At 71.9% G+C, this 18,301-nt stretch carries 16 protein-coding genes and 1 tRNA gene; 10 read left to right on the top strand and 7 right to left on the bottom strand.

The features are described 5' to 3' along the window. Nucleotides 1–70: 70 nt before the first annotated feature. Nucleotides 71–754 carry a response regulator gene (locus ACLQ29_RS29275; RefSeq protein ID WP_425774643.1) on the bottom strand — a complete coding sequence of 228 codons (684 nt, stop codon included), beginning with the start codon at nt 752–754 and terminating at the stop codon, nt 71–73. Next, nucleotides 751–1,956: a sensor histidine kinase gene (locus ACLQ29_RS29280; RefSeq protein ID WP_425774644.1), complete on the bottom strand. Its 1,206-nt coding sequence runs from the start codon at nt 1,954–1,956 to the stop codon at nt 751–753. The genes ACLQ29_RS29275 and ACLQ29_RS29280 overlap by 4 nt, the downstream gene beginning before the upstream one ends. Nucleotides 1,957–2,076: 120 nt before the next feature. Here ACLQ29_RS29280 and ACLQ29_RS29285 point away from each other — a divergent pair, with 120 nt between their 5' ends. Together ACLQ29_RS29285 and ACLQ29_RS29290 are read left to right on the top strand one after the other, a co-directional pair. After that, complete coding sequence (locus tag ACLQ29_RS29285) at nt 2,077–2,619, top strand: orotate phosphoribosyltransferase (RefSeq protein WP_425774645.1); 543 nt, start codon at nt 2,077–2,079, stop codon at nt 2,617–2,619. 213 nt (nt 2,620–2,832) lie between these two features. Next, complete coding sequence (locus tag ACLQ29_RS29290; RefSeq protein ID WP_425774646.1) at nt 2,833–3,153, top strand: hypothetical protein; 321 nt, start codon at nt 2,833–2,835, stop codon at nt 3,151–3,153. Nucleotides 3,154–3,185: 32 nt separating this feature from the next. On the opposite strand, the gene ACLQ29_RS29295 is transcribed toward ACLQ29_RS29290, so the two are convergent. After that, nucleotides 3,186–3,836, bottom strand: coding sequence for a hypothetical protein (locus ACLQ29_RS29295; protein WP_425774647.1), 651 nt, complete (start codon nt 3,834–3,836; stop codon nt 3,186–3,188). A 252-nt stretch (nt 3,837–4,088) separates the two neighbouring features. Between ACLQ29_RS29295 and ACLQ29_RS29300 the strand changes: the two genes are divergently transcribed. Continuing rightward, nucleotides 4,089–4,691, top strand: a complete 603-nt coding sequence (locus ACLQ29_RS29300; protein ID WP_425774648.1) for a copper resistance protein CopC — start codon at nt 4,089–4,091, stop codon at nt 4,689–4,691. Between the two features lie 172 nt (nt 4,692–4,863). Here the strand turns inward: ACLQ29_RS29300 and gltX are convergent, their stop codons facing one another. The 3 genes from gltX to ACLQ29_RS29315 are packed head-to-tail and all read right to left on the bottom strand — an operon-like array spanning nt 4,864 to nt 8,948. Further along, nucleotides 4,864–6,273, bottom strand: coding sequence for a glutamate--tRNA ligase (gltX, locus tag ACLQ29_RS29305; protein ID WP_425774649.1), 1,410 nt, complete (start codon nt 6,271–6,273; stop codon nt 4,864–4,866). Between the two features lie 51 nt (nt 6,274–6,324). Further along, complete coding sequence (locus tag ACLQ29_RS29310) at nt 6,325–7,602, bottom strand: MFS transporter (RefSeq protein ID WP_425774650.1); 1,278 nt, start codon at nt 7,600–7,602, stop codon at nt 6,325–6,327. After that, nucleotides 7,599–8,948: a GH1 family beta-glucosidase gene (locus tag ACLQ29_RS29315; RefSeq protein ID WP_425774651.1), complete on the bottom strand. Its 1,350-nt coding sequence runs from the start codon at nt 8,946–8,948 to the stop codon at nt 7,599–7,601. Before ACLQ29_RS29315 ends, ACLQ29_RS29310 begins: the two co-directional genes overlap by 4 nt. A 188-nt stretch (nt 8,949–9,136) precedes the next feature. Between ACLQ29_RS29315 and ACLQ29_RS29320 the strand changes: the two genes are divergently transcribed. Continuing rightward, nucleotides 9,137–9,583: an SRPBCC family protein gene (locus ACLQ29_RS29320; protein WP_393363997.1), complete on the top strand. Its 447-nt coding sequence runs from the start codon at nt 9,137–9,139 to the stop codon at nt 9,581–9,583. A 203-nt stretch (nt 9,584–9,786) separates the two neighbouring features. On the opposite strand, the gene aceE is transcribed toward ACLQ29_RS29320, so the two are convergent. Beyond that, nucleotides 9,787–12,525 carry a pyruvate dehydrogenase (acetyl-transferring), homodimeric type gene (gene aceE, locus ACLQ29_RS29325; RefSeq protein WP_425774652.1) on the bottom strand — a complete coding sequence of 913 codons (2,739 nt, stop codon included), beginning with the start codon at nt 12,523–12,525 and terminating at the stop codon, nt 9,787–9,789. A 605-nt stretch (nt 12,526–13,130) separates the two neighbouring features. Here aceE and ACLQ29_RS29330 point away from each other — a divergent pair. The 6 genes from ACLQ29_RS29330 (at nt 13,131) to ACLQ29_RS29355 (ending at nt 18,250) form a co-directional block, all read left to right on the top strand. Then, nucleotides 13,131–13,535 carry a YjbQ family protein gene (locus tag ACLQ29_RS29330; RefSeq protein WP_355028077.1) on the top strand — a complete coding sequence of 135 codons (405 nt, stop codon included), beginning with the start codon at nt 13,131–13,133 and terminating at the stop codon, nt 13,533–13,535. A gap of 412 nt (nt 13,536–13,947) precedes the next feature. After that, nucleotides 13,948–14,352: a MarR family winged helix-turn-helix transcriptional regulator gene (locus tag ACLQ29_RS29335; RefSeq protein ID WP_425774733.1), complete on the top strand. Its 405-nt coding sequence runs from the start codon at nt 13,948–13,950 to the stop codon at nt 14,350–14,352. A gap of 51 nt (nt 14,353–14,403) precedes the next feature. Beyond that, complete coding sequence (locus tag ACLQ29_RS29340; RefSeq protein WP_425774653.1) at nt 14,404–16,998, top strand: thiamine pyrophosphate-dependent enzyme; 2,595 nt, start codon at nt 14,404–14,406, stop codon at nt 16,996–16,998. 112 nt (nt 16,999–17,110) lie between these two features. Continuing rightward, on the top strand, nt 17,111–17,548 hold the full coding sequence (locus tag ACLQ29_RS29345; RefSeq protein WP_110565654.1) for a DUF3052 domain-containing protein: 438 nt from the start codon (nt 17,111–17,113) through the stop codon (nt 17,546–17,548). Between the two features lie 88 nt (nt 17,549–17,636). Continuing rightward, nucleotides 17,637–18,101 carry a peroxiredoxin gene (locus tag ACLQ29_RS29350; RefSeq protein ID WP_425774654.1) on the top strand — a complete coding sequence of 155 codons (465 nt, stop codon included), beginning with the start codon at nt 17,637–17,639 and terminating at the stop codon, nt 18,099–18,101. Nucleotides 18,102–18,178: 77 nt separating this feature from the next. Continuing rightward, a tRNA-Val gene (locus ACLQ29_RS29355) sits at nt 18,179–18,250 on the top strand. The last annotated feature ends 51 nt before the right edge of the window (nt 18,251–18,301 follow it).

Here is an 18,301-nt window from a genome sequence, read left to right on the forward strand (position 1 = left end):
CATCGACGTCGGTGGCGCGCAGCGTACGGCAGACGGGCGGTCCGTCGGCGTCCGGAGTGGACGCGGGGACTCACGGTTGTGGGGGAGCGGGCAACCCCAGCTCCTGGGCCAGGATCGCGGCCTGCACCCGGCTGCGCAGCCCCAGCTTCGCCAGGATCCGGCTCACGTGCGTCTTGGTGGTGCTCTCCGCCGTCGCCAGCCGGTCGGCGATCTGCTGGTTGGACAGGCCCAGGCCGAGGCAGGCCAACACGTCACGTTCCCGCGGGGTGAGGGTGCCCACGGCGGCCCGGGTGGCCGCCGACGCGCCCGGCGCGGTGGCCGCGAAGGCCGCGATCAACCGGCGGGTCACCGCGGGGGCGATGAACCCGTCGCCACGCGCCACCATCCGCACCGCGGCCACCAGGCCGGCGGCGTCGGTGTTCTTGAGCAGGAACCCGGCCGCGCCGGCGCGCAGCGCGCCGAAGACGTACTCGTCGAGGTCGAAGGTGGTGAGCACCAGCACGTCGGCGAGTAGGTCGGCGACGATCGCCCGGGTCGCGGAGATGCCGTCCCGGCGGGGCATCCGTACGTCCAACACGGCCACGTCCGGGCGCAACTCCCGGCACAGCCGGACCGCCTCGTCGCCGTCGGCCGCCTCGCCGACCACCGTCAGGCCGGGGGCGGCGCCCAGGATCAGGGCCAGTCCGGCGCGTACCGCCGGCTGGTCGTCGGCAAGCACCACCCGTACGACCGTGTCGTCCGCCGGGCCGGTCACCCGCCCGCCCCGGTCGGCAGCGCGGCCCGGACCTGCCAGCGACCGTCGCGCGGCCCGGCGCTGAACCGCCCGGCCAGCAGCGTGGCCCGCTCCCGCATCCCGGTCAGCCCGGCTCCGGCGCCCGGCAACCCGCCCCCGGGCGTGCGTACCGGATTCTCCACCGTCACCACCACCTCCGCCGGCCGGTACGCGATGGTCAGCTCCGCCTCACCCGTGCCGTGCTTGAGCGCGTTGGTCAGCGACTCCTGCACGATCCGGTACGCGGCGAGGTCCACCCCCACCGGCAGCGGGGCCGGGGTGCCGTCGGTGCGTACCCGCACCGTGAGGCCGGCGGCCTGGATCCGCTCGACCAGCCCGTCCGCCTCGGCGAGCCGGGCGGTGACCGCCTCCGGCACCGCCGGGCCGTCGCCCGCGGAATCCGTCCCGTCGCCGGTCGCCGGCTCCCGCAGCACCTCGATCATCTGACGCATCTCGGCGAGGCCCTGCACGCTGCTCTCCCGGATCACGTGCAACGCCGAGGAGACCTGGTCGCGATCCAGGCCGGGTACGGACAGCACGGCGGTGGCGTGGATGGCGACCGCGCTGAGGTGGTTGGCGACGACGTCGTGCAGCTCCCGGGCCATCCGGGCCCGTTCGGCGCTGACCGCCTGTCGGCGGTCCAGCTCGACCAGCCGGGCGGTCTGCTCGGCCCGGGCCCGCTCGGCGGCCGCCTGGTCGCGGTACTGCCGCACGCTGATGCCGGTCAGCACCGGCAGCAGCCCGGCGAGCACCACGAGCACCCCGATGGTGACCCCGCGCCAGTTGTCGAAGGCGACCACACCGACGGCGGCGCCGACCAGGCTCAGTCCGATGGTCACCCGCAGCAGCCACCGCCACAGCCGTGGCGGGCCGTACACGCAGGCGTCGTAGAGCACCTGCGTGTAGACCAGGATCGTGCCCAGCGAGTTGCCGAGCGCGGTGTCCACGACCAGCGCCCCGGTGCCGACGGCCAGGCTGGCGCGTGGGGCGACCCGACGCATGCCCACCGCCGCGCACATCACCAGCAGCGGCGGCAGGAACAGCGCGGACGGCACGCCCGTGTGCGGACGGACCTGCGGCTGCCAGCCCAGGGCGAAGAGCACCAGGCCGCCGGCCAGCGACGCGGCGGCGAGCGCGAGGTCGCGGCCGAGGGTGCCGGAGCCGAGCCACGGTGGCGGTCGCATGCCCCCGATCCCACCACAGCCCCCGACGCTTCGACACCGCCTGGAGAACGAGCCCGACGGCACCGACATGCGCCGAAAGGGGTACGCGGAGCACGGGCCGACAGCGCAAGAATGATCATCATGACTGATCGGGAGAACCTGGCCGCGCTGGCTCGCGAGATCGACAGCACCTGCCGGCTGACCGGCACGTTCGTGCTCCGCTCCGGGCGGACCGCCGACGAGTACTTCGACAAGTACCGCTTCGAGGCGGACCCCCGCCTGCTGGACCGGGTGGCCGCCCACCTCGCGCACCTGGTCCCGACCGGCACCGAGGTGCTGGCCGGGTTGGAGATGGGCGGGATCCCGGTGGTGACCGCGCTCGGCCGGCACACCGGGCTGCCCTGCGCGTTCGTCCGCAAGAGCGCGAAGCCGTACGGGACGGCCCGGCTCGCCGAGGGTGCGGAGCTCACCGGGCGGCAGGTGCTGGTGGTCGAGAACGTCGTCACCTCCGGCGGGCAGGTGGTCATCTCCACCGGCCAGCTACGCGAACTGGGTGCCCGGGTGGAGCACGCCCTCTGCGTCATCGACCGCGTCGAGGGTGGGGCCGAGGCTCTCGCCGGTCACGGCGTGGCGCTGCGGGCGCTCCTGCGCCGGGCGGACCTGGAGGCGCACCGCGTCCGCTGAGCGCCGGCCCGATGGGGTTGCGGCCTCCGCGTGAACGGCACGAAAAGAAGCTGTGAACTGCGCGACCGGGTTCCGCGCTCACCGCCGTCTTCGGCAGCTCGCCGGTGCCGACCCCGGGTACGCTGCGCGCGGCCCGTCGGCCCCGGCCAGTACGGTGACAGGGGCACGTCGGGGGAGCACCCGCGGGTGAGACGAGCGTGAGGGAGACCGGGAATGGCGCACGGGGAGGCCGAGCACGGCTGCGCCCAGGGCGAGTCCTGCCGGCCGGGGCACCACGACCCGCAGGTGGCTGGCAAGCACCGTCGGCCGGCCGCCGGCGCGCCGTCGCACCCGGTGGAGCCGTGGGCCGACGACGAGACCGCGCTCCCGCGCCAGCGCTCCGCCGAGGCCCCCGCCCGGAGCGAGCCCGACGCGGACGTCCCTGCTGGTTGCCTCAGTGAACTTCCCGGCTGGGCCGGGGCACATCGGCACGGCCCGGTCCGGCCGCGCCCACGGGCCACCCGTCGGGAGCGCCCACCGCGCCGCTGGTGCTGAGCCCTCGCCGCCTCGGCGACGGCGGCCAGGAGCTAACGGGTACGACGGCGGATCAGCAGGGCGATCCCGGCGAGGCCGACCGTGATCGTCAGCATCACCCCGACGTTGAGCAGCAGCAGGCGCTGCAGATCGCCGAGCGCGTCGTCGAGGTCCTTCGCCGGGTCGAGCGCCTCCTCCGGGAGCACCCGTTCGCCACCGCCCGCGCCGCCACTCACCGTGTCGAACTGCCGCTCCAGCGGCACACCCGCGGTGCGCAGGGTCTCGGACATGCTGAGCCGACCCAGGAACCAGCCAGCACTGATCTTGCGGGCGTCCGGCTGCTTCGCCGGCCGGTAGACCCGCGGGCCGCCGGCCGCCTTGGGATAGAGGTCGAACGTCTGCTGCGGCGTCTCACCGACGAACACCACGACCGTGTACTTCGGACCGAGGTCGGCCGGCTTCGGCCCCGTCGGCATGCCGGTGCCCCCCAGGAAGTTGACCTGGTCGATGACCGCGCTCACGTGGGCGGGCTGCGTGTCCACGCGCAACCGCAGCGGCGCGGAGAGCCCCGTGCCGGTGATGTCCACCCCGGGCGGTGCCGGGTTCGGCGCCGCCGAGGCCGGGCCGGCGGTGCCGAGCGACAGCAGCGCCGTCGCCAGCGCGCCCGCCAACACGGTGGCCAACCGCCTCATGTGTCGGACCATCCCGCCTCCTCGCCCCGTTCGATGGATGGCTTCGGTGTGACGCCAGGAGCGGTCTGCCGATGCGACGCCGACCAGAGGGTCGGTCCTACACCTACAGACTCCGCAAAACGTCGATGAGTTGCAGCCTTTGGAACAGTATTTGGAACTATCTGCGATCTCTGCTCGACTAATGAGGAGCCGTTTGATCAGCGGGCGGATCGTACCCTTACGGAGGGGTTCATGGGGGGCAGGGTTACACGTACGGTGCGGGTCGTGCCAGTGGTGCTCGGCGTGGCGCTCGGTGTGTCGTTTCTGGCGCCGCCCACTCCGGCCGCCGCGCACAACTCGCTGACCGGCAGCGATCCGCGCGACGGTGCCCGAGTGGCGACGGCCCCGGCCCGGATCGAGCTGCGGTTCCTCGCCAAGCCGGCACCGGCTACGACGAAGATCACAATAACGGGACCGGACAATGTGGCCGCTGGCGGCCCGCCCGTCTTCGCCGGCAACCGCGTGCGGGTGCCGTTCACGCCGGCGGCCGCGGGGCTCTACATCGTCGGCTACCAGCTCGCGTCCAGCGACGGGCACCCGGTGAAGGGCGAGGTGCGGTTCACCCTCACGACCGGGACCGCCGCCAACCCGTCCGCCTCGCCGTCGGCCGCCGTCGGCACCAGTCCGGCCGGTTCGCCCGCGGCCGTCGGCGCACCCTCCGCCGGGCCGGCGTCGCCGACACCTGACAACTCGACGGTCTCCGCGCTGCCGGCGGCGTCGGAGCAGTCCGACTCCGGCGGTCGCCCGTGGCTCTGGGCGCTCGGCGGCCTGCTGCTCGCCGCCCTCGCAGCCGGCCTCGTGTTCCGCCGCCGGCAACGAGTTCGGTGACCCTCTGACACTCACCGCTCCCGGTGGGCCAGGTGCGCCGGTCATCCTTTGCTCTGCACCCGCGGGTGCGACGGCTACGGTCTGTGACCGGTGCCTATCGGGGTGCAGAGCAAAGGCGCGGCGATGCGGAGTTGCGCCGGTGACGCGTACTTGACGCGTCGCCGAGCGACAGTCAGACCAGGCGGAGTCGGGCGGCGCGCATCCGGGTCAGGGTGCGCTCGCGACCGAGCACCTCCAGCGACTCGAACAGCGGCAGGCCCACGGTGCGGCCGGTGACCGCGACGCGTACCGGCGCCTGGGTCTTGCCGAGCTTGAGGCCACGCTCGGCGCCGACCGCCTCCAGTGTCGACTTCAGCGCGTCGGCGTCCCACGACTCCAGCGCCTCGAACGCCGCGATGGCCTCGTCCAGCAGCTCCGCCGAGCCGTCCTTCATCGTCTTGGCCCAGGCGGCCTCGTCGATCAGCGGGGAGGCGAGGAACAGGAAGTCGACGTTCGGCACGATCTCGCTGAGCACCGCGAGCCGGGTCTGGGCCAGCGGGGCGACCGCGGCGAACGCGTCGGCGTCGTACTCCTCCGGCTGCCAGGGCGGCGGCGCGATGGTCCCGGTGCCGGTCAGCCACGGCTGGCAGGCGTCGATGAAGTCGGGCACGGACAGCGCGCGAATGTACTCGCCGTTGAACGCGCGCAGCTTCTTCTCGTCGAAGAACGCGGGGGAGGGGTTGACCTCCTCCAGCCGGAACTCGTCCTCGATGACCGACCAGGGGACGATCTCCCGGTCGCCCGACGGCGCCCAGCCGAGCAGCATCAGGTAGTTGCGCATCGCGCCGGAGAGGTAGCCCTCCTCGCGGTACGCCTCCAGGGCGACCTTGTCCCGCCGCTTGGAGAGCTTCTGCCGCTTCTCGTTGACCACCACCGGCACGTGCGCCCAGATCGGCGGCTTGACCCCGAGGGCGTCCCAGAGCAACTGCTGCTTGGGCGTGTTGGGCAGGTGCTCCTCGGCCCGGATCACGTGGGTGATCCCCATGGTCATGTCGTCGACGACGTTGGCCAGCAGGAAGACCGGCGAGCCGTCGCCCCGGGCGATGACGAAGTCCTCGATGAGCTTGTTCTCGAAGGTGGGCTCGCCGCGGATCAGGTCGACCACCACGGTCGTGCCCTCGTCGGGCGTCCGGAAGCGCAGGGCGTGCCCCGGACCCGGGCCGAGGCCACGGTCGCGGTGGTAGCCGTCGTAGCCCTGGTACTGGGAGCCGGTGCGGGCCTGCACGTCCTCACGGGTGCAGTCGCAGTAGTAGGCGCGGCCCGAGTCGTAGAGGCGGGCGGCGGCGGCCCGGTGCTCGCCGGCGTTCTCCGACTGGAAGTGCGGGCCCTCGTAGCTGCCCCGGGAGATGCCGATCCAGTCCAGCGCGGAGAGGATGCCCTCGGTCCACTCGGGCTTGTTGCGCGCCGCGTCGGTGTCCTCGACGCGCAGCACGAACACCCCGCCCTGCTGCTTGGCGTAAATCCAGTTCTGCAGCGCCGAGCGGGCACCGCCGACGTGGAACATACCGGTCGGGGAGGGAGCGAAGCGCACGCGTACCGTCACGTCCCCCAGCCTACGGCGGCGGGCGATCGCTTTTGGCCACGGCCCCCTGACTCACGGCACCGAGCGGATCTTCACCACCAGGGCGCTGCCGACCAGGGTGACCACGGCGGTGACCGCGTAGAGCGTGGGGTAACCGCCCAGGTACACCACGAGCGGGGCGGACAGGGCCGGGCCGAGCACCTGCGGCGCGGAGTTGGCGATGTTTATGACACCGAGGTCCTTGGCCCGGTCGGTGGCTCGGGGCAGCACCTGGGTGATCAACGCGGCGTCCACCGCGAGGTACACGCCGTAGCCCGCGCCGAGCAGCAGCGCGGCGACGATCGCCATCGGCCAGACCGGCGCGACCGCGAGCAGCAGCGCCGCCACCGCCATGATCAGCCCGGACGCGATGACGTAGATCTTGCGACGGCCCGAGCGGTCCGACAGCCGGCCGGCGACCACGGCGGTCAGCATCATGCCGAGCGTGTAGAGCAGGATCAGCACCAGCAACCCGCCCTCGGGGTCGGGGTGGCGCACCCCGTCGGTGAGGAAGTACAGCAGGTAGAGGGTGCCCAGCGCGTTGCCGAGCTGGACCAGGAAACGGGTGATCCAGGCCCAGGCGAAGTCCGGGTGCCGGCGCGGGCTGATCCACATCGAGGCCAGCAGCGCCCGCGTGCGCAGCGCGGGCCGGTGCGTACGTGGCAGTGGTTCGTCGGGGGTGAGCAGCGCGAACGGCAGCGACAGCAGCAGGATGGCCACCGCGATGGCCAGGTAGCCGGCCGCGTTGCCGGTGACCACCGCGGTGACCAGCACCGCGCCGAGCACCAGCCCGAGCGCCTGCGGAATGCCCACCCAACCCGAGACACCGCCGCGCTGCGTGACCGGCACCCGGTCCGGGATGGCCGCGCTGAGGCTGGCCAGCATCGCGTTGAAGCAGACCTGCGCGGCCACCCAGCCGAGGGCCACCCCCAGGATGGTCCGCTGGTGGGCCAGCAGCATCAGGGCCACCGCGCCGAGCAGTGCGCCGCCCGCGGTCCAGACGTGCCGACGGCCGAACTCCCGGCCCGCCACCCGCAGGCAGGTCCGGTCGGAGAACGCGCCCGCGAGGGGGTTGGCGAGCACCGCGGCCAGGGCGCCGAGGCCGGTGACCACCGCCAGCATGTTCTCCTTGTTGCCGGGCGCGATCTGCTCGATCTGTTGCGGCAGCAGCACCTGGATGGGCGTGAAGAACGCCATCCAGACCCCGAGGTTGGCCGCGAAGATCAGACCGATCCAGCCGCGCCGCACCGGCACGGTCGGCTCGGCGAGCGCGGCCGGCAGCGACGCCGGCGTCGGGTCGAGGGTGGTCACCGCGCCGACCCGTCCCGGGAGGCCGCGATCACGTCCCGCAACCAGGTGTACGACGACTTCGGCGTCCGCGTCTGGGTGGCGTAGTCGACGTGCACCAGCCCGAAGCGCTTGGTGAACCCCTCGGCCCACTCCCAGTTGTCCAGCAGCGACCAGACGAAGTACCCGCGCACGTCCACCCCGTCGTCGATGGCGGCCCGGACCGCCCGCAGGTGCCCGTCCAGGTACGCGATCCGCTCCGGATCCGCCACCTGCCCGCTCGCGTCCGGCGCGTCGTCGTACGCGCAGCCGCCCTCGGTGATCTCGATGGGTGGCAGGGCGTCGCCGTAGGTGTCGCGCAGCCAGCCGAGCAGCTCGTGCAGCCCGTCCGGGGCCACCGGCCAGTCGAAGGCGGTCCGTGGGTAGCCGTCCAACGGCACCAGGTCGAACGGCAGTGGCGAATCCTCCGCGGCGGCCCGTACACCCGTGGGGTTGTAGTAGTTGACCCCGAGCACGTCGATCGGCGCGGCGATGGTGTCGAGGTCGCCGGGGCGGACGACGTTCGCGTCGAGGCCGGGCAGCTCCGGGTAGCCGCGGCCGAGCAGCGGGTCGGTGAAGAGCCGGTTGTGCAGCGCCTCGTACGCCGCCCCGGCGGCCCGGTCGGCGTCGCGGTCACCGAGCACCCGCGCCGGTGAGTAGTTGTTGGCGATCGCCACCGGGCTGCTGGTGCGGGCCCGCAGCGCGGCGACCGCGAGCCCGTGCCCGAGTAGTTGGTGGTGGGCGGCCGGAAAGGCGTCGAAGAGCAGCGTCCGGCCGGGAGCGTGCTCGCCCATGCCGTACCCGAGGCTCATGTGGATGAACGGCTCGTTCAGGGTGATCCAGAGCCGGACCCGGTCGCCGAGTCGCGCGGCGGTCAGATCGGCGTACTCGGCGAACCGGGCCGCGGTGTCGCGGTGCAGCCAGCCACCGGCGTCTTCGAGGGGTTGCGGCAGGTCCCAGTGGTAGAGGGTCGCCACCGGGTCGACGCCGGCGGCCAGCAACTCGTCCACCAGTCGGTCGTAGAAGTCGAGGCCGGCCGGGTTGGCCGGGCCGGTGCCGGTGGGCCGTACCCGGGGCCAGGCGATGGAGAACCGGTACGCGTCGACGCCGAGGCCGGCCATCAGCGCGACGTCCTCGGCGTAGCGGTGGTAGTGGTCGCAGGCGACCTCGCCGCTGCTGCCGTCGCTGATCCGTCCGGGGGAGCGCGCGAACGTGTCCCAGATGGACGCCGCGCGCCCGTCGGCCGTGGCGGCGCCCTCGATCTGGTGGGCTGAGGTGGAGACGCCCCAGCGGAAGCCGGCGGGGAACTCCGGCATCGGTGCGGTCGACATGCGCCCTCCCGGTCAACGTGAAACGTGTTCGGGACTTTAGGGCGCTCTCCATCAATGCGCCATAGGCCGGCTTGGCGCAATCCGCAATGGTTGATCGGCGTGTCTTTTTCCGAACCCGTCCAGGTAAGTCCGATTTAGCGCATAGAGTGCCGATATCGTGGGATGTCCTCACCGGAGGAAAGACGGAAATGATCCTCGTTGAACGCAGTGCGCACGTGGCGGCGCCAATTGAAGTGGTCTGGGATGTCGTGCAGCGGGCGGAGCAGTTGCCGGCCTGGCTGGCAGGCGTCCGCGCGGCCGAAGTGCTCTCGGGAGAGGGCTTCGGCCGGCGACAACTGGTCCAGGCGGGGCGCGGCTCGGCGCACGAGGCCGAGGTGATCGCCTACCAGGAGCCGACGCTCATCGGCTGGCGGGAACGGGCCAAGGGCGCCGGTGCTCGGGCGGAGGCGCGCACCGAGATCTACGTCCAGCTCACCACCGATGAGGAGGAGGGCGGGACCATCGTGCGGCTCATCGTGGTCCGCTGGCCGGCCGGCCCGGTCAAGGCGGCAATGCTGCGCCTCGGACTGCGTCGGGTCGGCGCCGACCTGGAGGACTCGCTGGCCCGGCTCACCGACCTGGCCGCCGTCGGCTGACGAGCGCCCATCCTCCCGGCGCCACCCGCGACGGCGGTGGTCCGGATCCCGGCCTGGGGTCCCGGACCACCGCCGCTCCATACCCACCCCCGCCGTCCCCCGCCCCCCACCACAACTCCATGATCGACCCGAGTGGGGGTGGGTTTTAGCGAACAAGGAGGGCCCGGCGCTTGCGCGCCGGGCCCTCCTTGTTCGCGCTGGAACTAGCTGTCGCCGCCGGTCTCGCCTACCGGGGCGGCGTTGACGTCGTCGATCGCGTACTTCTTCGCGGCCTCGGCCGGCACGCTGGCCGCCACCGCACCGCTGCGCGCGAGCTGTCGCAGCGTGGCCACCACGATCGACTCCGCGTCGACGTGGAAGTGCCGGCGCAGCGCGTGCCGGGTGTCCGACATGCCGAAGCCGTCGGTGCCGAGCGACGTGTAGTCGCCGGGCACCCAGCGGGCGATCAGGTCCGGCACCGCCCGCATCCAGTCGCTGACCGCGACCTTCGGCCCGTCCGCGTCGGCCAGCTTCTGCTGGATGTACGGCACCTTCGCCTCGGCGCCCGGGTTGAGGAGGTTGTATTCCTCGGTCTCCACCGCGTCGCGGCGCAGCTCGGTCCAGGAGGTCACCGACCAGACGTCGGCGGCCACCCCCCAGTCCTGGGCGAGCAACTGCTGGGCCTTGAGCGCCCACTGCATGCCGGTGCCGGAGGCGAGCACGTTTGCCTTCGGGCCGTCGACCTGCGGTGCCGGGGAGTAGCGGTAGATGCCCTTGAGCAGGCCCTCCACGTCCACGTCGGCCGGCTCGGCCGGCTGCAGGGTCGGCTCGTTGTAGACCGTCAGGTAGTAGAAGACGTTCTCCTGCGCGTCCCCGTACATCCGGTGCAGACCCTGCTCCATGATGTGCGCGATCTCGTAGGAGAACGCCGGGTCGTACGCGACCACGGCCGGGTTGGTGGCCGCGATCAGCAGCGAGTGCCCGTCCTCGTGCTGGAGGCCCTCACCGTTGAGCGTGGTCCGACCGGCGGTGGCGCCGAGCAGGAAGCCCCGGGCCATCTGGTCGGCTGCCGCCCACAGCCCGTCGGCGGTCCGCTGGAACCCGAACATCGAGTAGAAGATGTACATCGGGATCATCGGCTCGTCGTGCGTGGCGTACGCCGAACCGGCCGCGGTGAACGAGGCCACCGAACCGGCCTCGTTGATCCCCTCGTGCAGGATCTGCCCGGTGGTCGACTCCTTGTACGACAGGAACAACTCCCGGTCGACAGAGGTGTAGCGCTGGCCGTGCGGCGAGTAGATCTTCGCGGTGGGGAAGATCGAGTCGAGACCGAAGGTGCGGGCCTCGTCCGGGATGATCGGCACCCAGCGCTTGCCGAACTCCTTGTCCTTCATCACGTCCTTGAGCAGACGGACGAAGGCCTGCGTGGTGGCCACCTTCTGCTTGCCCGAGCCGCGCTTGATGTCGGCGAACCGCTCCGGGCCCGGGATGGCCAGCCGCTTGGTGCTGGTCCGCCGGGACGGCAGGTAGCCGCCGAGTTGCTCGCGCCGCTCCTTCAGGTACTGGATCTCGTCGGACTTCTCACCCGGGTTGTAGTACGGCGGCAGGTAGGGGTTGTCCTCCAGCGCCTTGTCCGGGATGTCCAGGTAGAGGCGATCGCGGAAGGTCTTCAGATCTTCCAGCGTCAGCTTCTTCATCTGGTGGGTCGCGTTGCGGCCCTCGAAGTGCGAGCCGAGCGTCCAGCCCTTGATCGTCTTCGCCAGGATGACCGTGGGCTGACCGGTGTGCTCGGTGGCCGCCTTGTAGGCCGCGTAGAGCTTGCGGTAGTCGTGCCCACCCCGCTTGAGGTTCCAGATCTCGTCGTCGCTCAGCGGGTCGACCATCTTGCGGGTCCGCGCGTCGCGGCCGAAGAAGTGCTCCCGCACGTACGCGCCCGACTCGGCCTTGTAGGTCTGGTAGTCACCGTCGGTCGTGGTGTTCATGAGGTTGACGAGCGCGCCGTCGGTGTCCGCGGCGAGCAGCGGGTCCCACTCACGGCCCCAGACCACCTTGATGACGTTCCAGCCGGCCCCCCGGAAGAACGCCTCCAACTCCTGCATGACCTTGCCGTTGCCCCGGACCGGGCCGTCCAGCCGCTGGAGGTTGCAGTTGATCACGAAGGTGAGGTTGTCGAGCTCCTCGCGGGCGGCCACGCCGATCGCGCCAAGCGTCTCCGGCTCGTCCATCTCGCCGTCGCCGAGGAACGCCCAGACGTGCTGCTGCGAGGTGTCCTTGATGCCGCGGTGCTGCAGGTACCTGTTGAACCGGGCCTGGTAGATCGCGTTCAGACCGCCGAGACCCATCGAGACGGTGGGGAACTCCCAGAAGTCCGGCATCAGCCGCGGGTGCGGGTACGACGGCAACCCACCGCCGGGGTGCGACAACTCCTGGCGGAACCCGTCGAGCTGGTGCTCGCTGAGCCGCCCCTCCAGGAACGCCCGCGCGTACATGCCGGGGGAGGCATGGCCCTGGTAGAAGATGTGGTCGCCGCCGCCCGGGTGGTTCTTGCCCCGGAAGAAGTGGTTGAAGCCCACCTCGTAGAGCGACGCCGAGCTGGCGAAGGTCGAGATGTGCCCGCCGACGCCGATCTCCGGGCGCTGCGCCCGGTGCACCAGCATGGCGGCGTTCCACCGGACGTACGCCCGGATCCGCCGCTCGACGTGCTCGTCGCCCGGGAACCACGGTTCGCGTTCCGACGGGATGGTGTTGATGTAGTCGGTGGTGGTCAGGGGCGGAACCCCGACCTGGCGCTCACGGGCCCGCTCCAGCAGGCGCAGCATGACGTAGCGGGCGCGTTTGGCGCCGCGTTCGTCGATGACACCGTCAAGCGACTCGACCCATTCGCTTGTCTCTTCAGGGTCGATGTCCGGAAGCTGGCTCGGTAGGCCGTCGCTGATCACCGGGCGCTTGCGTTCCGTAGCCACAGGCGTTCCCTCGGTTGTGTGTGGGATAGGTCTCTAGCGCCATCCTGCCCCCTGGTGCCACCCCTCGTCACGTCTAGGTCCCCCGGACGCGATGCTGAACACAGGTACCCGTCGGTAACTTGGCGCGACGGCCCCTGCGGATCCAGAACGATTTGCCCCCTCTCCCTACCGTCGTCCCCATGGACAGGAACCTTGTCGCGGCTGCTGGAACCATGATGTTCTTCGGTGTCGCGGGATTGGTGACCGGAGTGTTCGGGATCGTCCTCGATGACAGGGCGTTTAAGGGTGTGGGGGCTTTCGGCGTCATGGTGGGCGTGCTTGGCCCGCTCCGCCTCTGGGGCAGGAGCCGCGCGGATCGGATGGCCGGCGAGTCCGGCCGTCGACGCCGCCCGGACTCGGTTGGCGGGCGGCTAACACGTCCACCCGGGCCCCGCCGGGGACGCCGATAGCGGGGGGCACGTCGACCGCCAGCGGAACGGCGAGCACGACTCCGACGGTGCGGAACCGGTCGGTGGCGATGACTCCGGTGGGGGCTGGTCCGGCGGCGGTGACTCCGGCGGCGGGGGCGGCGGCTCCTGACCGTGCCCTGCGGCAGAATGCGACGTATGCGCAGCGACGTGATCACCGTCCAGACCGGCTCCCGCCCGACCGTCCGGGACATCACCGCAGAGGCCCAACAGTTCGTCTCCAGCGAGGGCGACGGCCTGCTGCACGTCTTCGTGCCGCACGCCACCGCCGGCCTGGCGATCATCGAAACCGGCTCGGGCTCCGACGACGATCTGCTCAGCGCGCTGAACGACCTGCTGCCCACGACTGATCGCTGGCGACACCGGCACGGCTCACCCGGCCACGGCCGCGACCACGTGCTGCCGGCGTTCGTCCCGCCGTACGCCACGCTGCCGGTGCTCGGCGGACGGCTGGCGCTCGGCACCTGGCAGTCCATCTGCCTGGTCGACACCAACGGCGACAACCCCACCCGCCAGGTCCGCTTCTCATTCCTCCCCGGCTGACCGGGCGTCGGGCTTCGGGCCGCTGGCCAAGATCGTGCTCGATCCTGGATTTCGTGGTGTCGGGCGGCCGACCGCCGCCTCGTGCCCTGAAGATCCGCGCAACTTCCCCGGAAGTGCTGCCTCGATGCTCGCCGAGGCAGCACTTCCCCTGATGTTGCTCGGATCTTGAGGCTCCGGTCGGGTTGTCGGCGAAGGGCTCGCCTCTGCGGCCGGCCAGGTTAGTCCGCTTCTGCCGGCATCCTCGACTCACCGGAGCGAACCGTGTCGCCCCCTGGACGGGCGTGCTCGAACCTGACCGCTGCCCTCCGCGACTGGGCGCGCTGCCTACGATGTGGCGGTGACGCAGGAGGTGGGTTCCGCGACGGGTGGACCGGTGGATCGGGCTGGTCTCGTCGACGACGTGGTACGCCGGATGGCGCAGGTGACCACCGCGCTGCGGCACCGACAGGGCGTCGCGTTCGCCCAGTTGGGGCTCACCCCCGCCATGGCCCGGGCGTTGCACGAGCTGGACCCCGACCTGCCGCTGCCGGCCCGCGCTCTCGCCGAGCGGTTGGGGTGCGACCGGTCGAACGTGACGATGCTTGTCGACAGGCTGGAGCAGGCCGGGCTGGTCCAGCGTCACACCGACCCGACGGACCGTCGGCAGAAGACGCTCGTGGTGACCGGGGAGGGCTGCGGCGTGCGGGACCGGGTGACCGAGGTGATGTCCGACTCCCGACTCCTGTCCGGGCTGACCGACCGGGAGCTGAGCACCCTTCGTGACCTGGTCCGGAAGATGTCCGACGGTGACCGTTCGGAGCCCTGCGTGCCGGAATGAGTCGACAGGCACCAACCGTGTCCCACTGGGCGACAAAGGCTCTCGTCGGTAATGCTGTCCCACGTGACGACCCCGCAAGATCTCGACGACCGGTTCCGGGAGACGCTGGCGGCGCTGCCCGCCGCGGGGCGGCGGCGTGACCCCGCCGACCCGGTCAGCGACGATGCCCCACTGACCGGCGCGCAGGTGCTGGACCTGTTCGACGCGCAGGTGACCAGCCGGCAGCTCGACCTGGCCGGCCGTTGGCTGCGCGGCTTCGGGGAGGGCTTCTACACGATCGGCTCGGCCGGGCACGAGGGCAACGCCGCGGTCGCCGCCGCGCTGCGCCCCACCGATCCGGCGCTGCTGCACTACCGCTCCGGCGCCTTCTACTGCGTCCGCGCCGCGCAGGCCGCCGCCGACCCCGCATCGACCGCCGACCCGCAGCCGCCGGGGTCCGTGCCGCCGGGATCCGTGCCGCCGGGGTCCGTGCCGCCGGGGTCCGTGCCGCCGGGGTCCGTGCCGCCGGGGTCCGTGCCGTCCGACCCCGAGCGACCGACCGAGTGGCAGAGCGAGCGACCGACCGAGCGGTTGACCGACCTGGACCGGCCGATCGATCCCGAGCAGCTGACCGACGCCGAGCCGACCGACCTCCAGCCCACCGGGTCCGAGCCGCCCACCGGCGGGTTCGCGCCGTACGTGGACGCGGCCCGGGACGTGCTGCGCGGGATGGTCGCCTCCAGCCAGGAACCGATCGCCGGTGGCCGGCACAAGGTGTTCGGCCGGGCCGATCTGGCCATCGTGCCGACCACCTCCACCATCGCCTCGCACCTGCCCCGCGCGGTCGGGATGGGACTTGCCGTGGAGCGGCTGCGCCGGCTGGACAGCGTCGGGCGGCGTACCGGGGTCGGGGTGCGGGTTGGCAGTGGCGCGGGCGCCGCGGCCGCCCCGTGGCCGCCGGACGCGATCGTGGTGTGCTCCTTCGGCGACGCCTCGGTCAACCACGCCAGCGCCACCGCCGCGTTCAACACCGCCGGCTGGTACGACCACACCGGGCTGCGCATTCCGGTGCTCTTCGTGTGCGAGGACAACGGGCTGGGCATCAGCGTCCGCTCACCGGAGGGCTGGGTCGAGGCGACCCTGGGGTCCAGACCGGGCATCCGCTACTTCAGCGCGGACGGGGCCGACCCGGTGCGGACGTACGCGGTGGCGGCGGAGGCCGCGGCCTGGGTGCGCCGTAACCGGCGGCCGGCGGTGCTGCACCTACGCACGGTACGGCTGATGGGGCACGCCGGGGCGGACGCGGAGTCGGCGTACCGTGGCGCGGCCGAGCTGGCCGAGGACCTGGACCGGGACCCGGTGGCCGCCACCGCGCGGCTGCTCGTCGACGCCGGCGTGGCTACCGGCGAGGAGCTGCTGGCCCGGTACGACGAGACCGGCTGGCAGGTCCGCCGGCTGGCCGAGGAGGTGCTGGGCGAGCCGAAGCTGGCCTCCGCGGCCGACGTGGTGTCGGCGCTGGCGCCCCGCCGTCCGGTGCGGGTGGCGCGAGCCGTGGCCGACGCCGCGGCGCGGGCCAGTGGGCCGGGCGCCGGCGCTCGGGCGGAGGCGTTCGGGGGCAAGCCACCGGAGCTGGCCGGACCGATGACCCTGGCGCAGAGCATCAACGCGGCGCTCGCCGACGGGATGCTCGACCACCCGCAGATGGCGATCTTCGGCGAGGACGTGGCCGCCAAGGGCGGCGTGTACGGGGTGACGAAGGGCCTGCGGGACCGTTTCGGGGGGTCCCGGGTCTTCGACACGTTGCTCGACGAGACGTCGGTCCTCGGGCTGGGTCTCGGCGCCGGGTTGGCCGGGATGCTGCCGGTGCCGGAGATCCAGTACCTGGCGTACCTGCACAACGCGGAGGACCAACTGCGCGGCGAGGCGGCCACCATGCAGTTCTTCTCGCGCGGGGCGTTCCGCAACCCGATGGTGGTCCGGGTGGCCGGGCTGGCGTACCAGGAGGGGTTCGGCGGGCACTTCCACAACGACAACTCGGTGGCCGTACTCCGGGATGTGCCTGGTCTGGTGGTCGCGGTGCCGGCGCGGCCGGACGACGCGGCGCCCATGCTGCGGACCTGCCTGGCCAGCGCGGCGGTGGACGGCAGCGTCTGCGTGTTCGTGGAGCCGATCGCGCTCTACCACACCCGCGATCTGTACGCCGATGGCGACGGGGAGTGGCTGGCCGGCTACCCGGAGCCGGGCGCGTGGGTTTCCGGGCACGTGCCGATCGGCCGGGCCCGGGTCTACCGGGTCGGCTCGGCCGACGACCTGACCATCATCACCTTCGGTAACGGGGTGCGGATGTCACTGCGGGCCGCGGCGGTCCTCGCCGACGAGGGGGTCGGCACCCGCGTGGTGGACCTGCGCTGGCTGGCGCCGCTGCCGGTGGCCGACATCATCCGGGAGTCCTCGGCGACCGGCCGGGTGCTCGTGGTGGACGAGACGCGCCGCTCCGGCGGGGTGGGTGAGGGGGTCATCGCCGCCCTGGTCGACGCCGGATACGTCGGAGCCGCGCGGCGCGTGGCGGGAGTTGACTCGTTTGTACCATTAGGTCCGGCAGCACGTCACGTTCTGGTCTCCGCGGAAGCCATTACCGACGGTGCCCGTACGCTGCTGGCACGGTAAATTCCGTTCCACCCGGTGCGCCACTTGCGCGCGGACGCACAAGTGTGTGGACTTTGCCTGACGGCGTCGCACCGACGCCGCGAGCAGGGACGAGATGAGGAGGCACGCGACAGTGAGCGCGACCGCTGGTCAGGCCGCCGACGGGGTACGCAGCCTGGCGGACCGGTTCGGGATCGAACCGGGGATGGTCGTCATGGAGATGGGGTACGACGACGACGTCGACCAGGATCTCCGGGACGCCCTGACCGACCGCTGTGGAGAGCTGGTCGACGAGGACACCGACGAGGTGGTCGACGCGGTGCTGGTTTGGTACCGCGACGGCGACGGTGACCTTTTCGAACTTCTCGTCGATGCCCTCGGCCCGCTGGCCGACAACGGGGTCGTGTGGCTACTCACCCCGAAGGCGGGGCGTGACGGGCACGTCGAGCCGAGCGAGGTCGCGGAGTCCGCGCCCACCGCCGGCCTTCAGCAGACCTCGACCGTCAACGCCGGCCGGGACTGGAGCGGCGCACGTCTGGTGCTGCGCCGAGGGGCCAAGGCCAAGAAGTAGCCCGCGCCGCTTCGCCGGCCCGGCGGTCCGCACCGTCGGGTGGCAGGCTGGCGCCGTTTCCCCGACTCGACCCCCGAGGAGATCACGCATGCCCATCGAGGTTGGTGCCGAGGCACCGGACTTCGTCCTGAAGGACCAGAACAACCAGGAGGTCCGACTCTCGGACTTCCGGGGCAGGCGCTCCGTCCTGCTGGTCTTCTACCCGCTCGCCTTCACCGGCACCTGCCAGGGTGAGCTGTGCGAGGTGCGGGACAACCTCGACGCGTACGTGAACGACGACGTCCAGGTGTTGACGGTCAGCGTCGACTCGGTCTACAGCCACAAGATCTGGGCCGACCGAGAGGGCTACCAGTTCCCCATGCTCGCCGACTTCTGGCCGCACGGTGGCGTCGCCCAGGCGTACGGGGTCTTCAACGACGTCGCCGGCATCGCCAACCGGGGCACCTTCGTCATCGACAAGGCCGGCGTGGTCCGCTTCGCCGAGATGAACGGGCCGGGTGAGGCCCGCGACCAGCAGGGCTGGCGCAAGGCCATCGCCGAGGTCACCGGCTGACCGGAGTACGCCGTGCGCCGGGCCCGGCGGCGAGCAAGGTAAGCTTGCCAGCCACCGGCCCGCCGCACGGGCGATCCGGGCGCGTAGCTCAGTGGGAGAGCACTCGCCTTACAAGCGAGGGGTCGCAGGTTCGAAACCTGCCGCGCCCACACTCCGACCAGTAAACGAAGAGGGCCACCGGATCTCCGGTGGCCCTCTTC

It is taken from the genome of Micromonospora sp. DT228 (assembly GCF_049841595.1).
Lineage (GTDB): Bacteria > Actinomycetota > Actinomycetes > Mycobacteriales > Micromonosporaceae > Micromonospora.

Coding starts and splice junctions, on each gene's coding strand:
- ACLQ29_RS29335 (WP_425774733.1), top strand. CDS start 13,948: ATGGCGCAGGTGACCACCGCGCTGCGGCACCGACAGGGCGTCGCGTTC.
- ACLQ29_RS29280 (WP_425774644.1), bottom strand. CDS start 1,956: ATGCGACCGCCACCGTGGCTCGGCTCCGGCACCCTCGGCCGCGACCTC.
- ACLQ29_RS29295 (WP_425774647.1), bottom strand. CDS start 3,836: ATGGTCCGACACATGAGGCGGTTGGCCACCGTGTTGGCGGGCGCGCTG.
- ACLQ29_RS29320 (WP_393363997.1), top strand. CDS start 9,137: ATGATCCTCGTTGAACGCAGTGCGCACGTGGCGGCGCCAATTGAAGTG.
- ACLQ29_RS29290 (WP_425774646.1), top strand. CDS start 2,833: ATGGCGCACGGGGAGGCCGAGCACGGCTGCGCCCAGGGCGAGTCCTGC.
- ACLQ29_RS29350 (WP_425774654.1), top strand. CDS start 17,637: ATGCCCATCGAGGTTGGTGCCGAGGCACCGGACTTCGTCCTGAAGGAC.
- ACLQ29_RS29330 (WP_355028077.1), top strand. CDS start 13,131: ATGCGCAGCGACGTGATCACCGTCCAGACCGGCTCCCGCCCGACCGTC.
- ACLQ29_RS29285 (WP_425774645.1), top strand. CDS start 2,077: ATGACTGATCGGGAGAACCTGGCCGCGCTGGCTCGCGAGATCGACAGC.
- ACLQ29_RS29315 (WP_425774651.1), bottom strand. CDS start 8,948: ATGTCGACCGCACCGATGCCGGAGTTCCCCGCCGGCTTCCGCTGGGGC.
- ACLQ29_RS29340 (WP_425774653.1), top strand. CDS start 14,404: ATGCTGTCCCACGTGACGACCCCGCAAGATCTCGACGACCGGTTCCGG.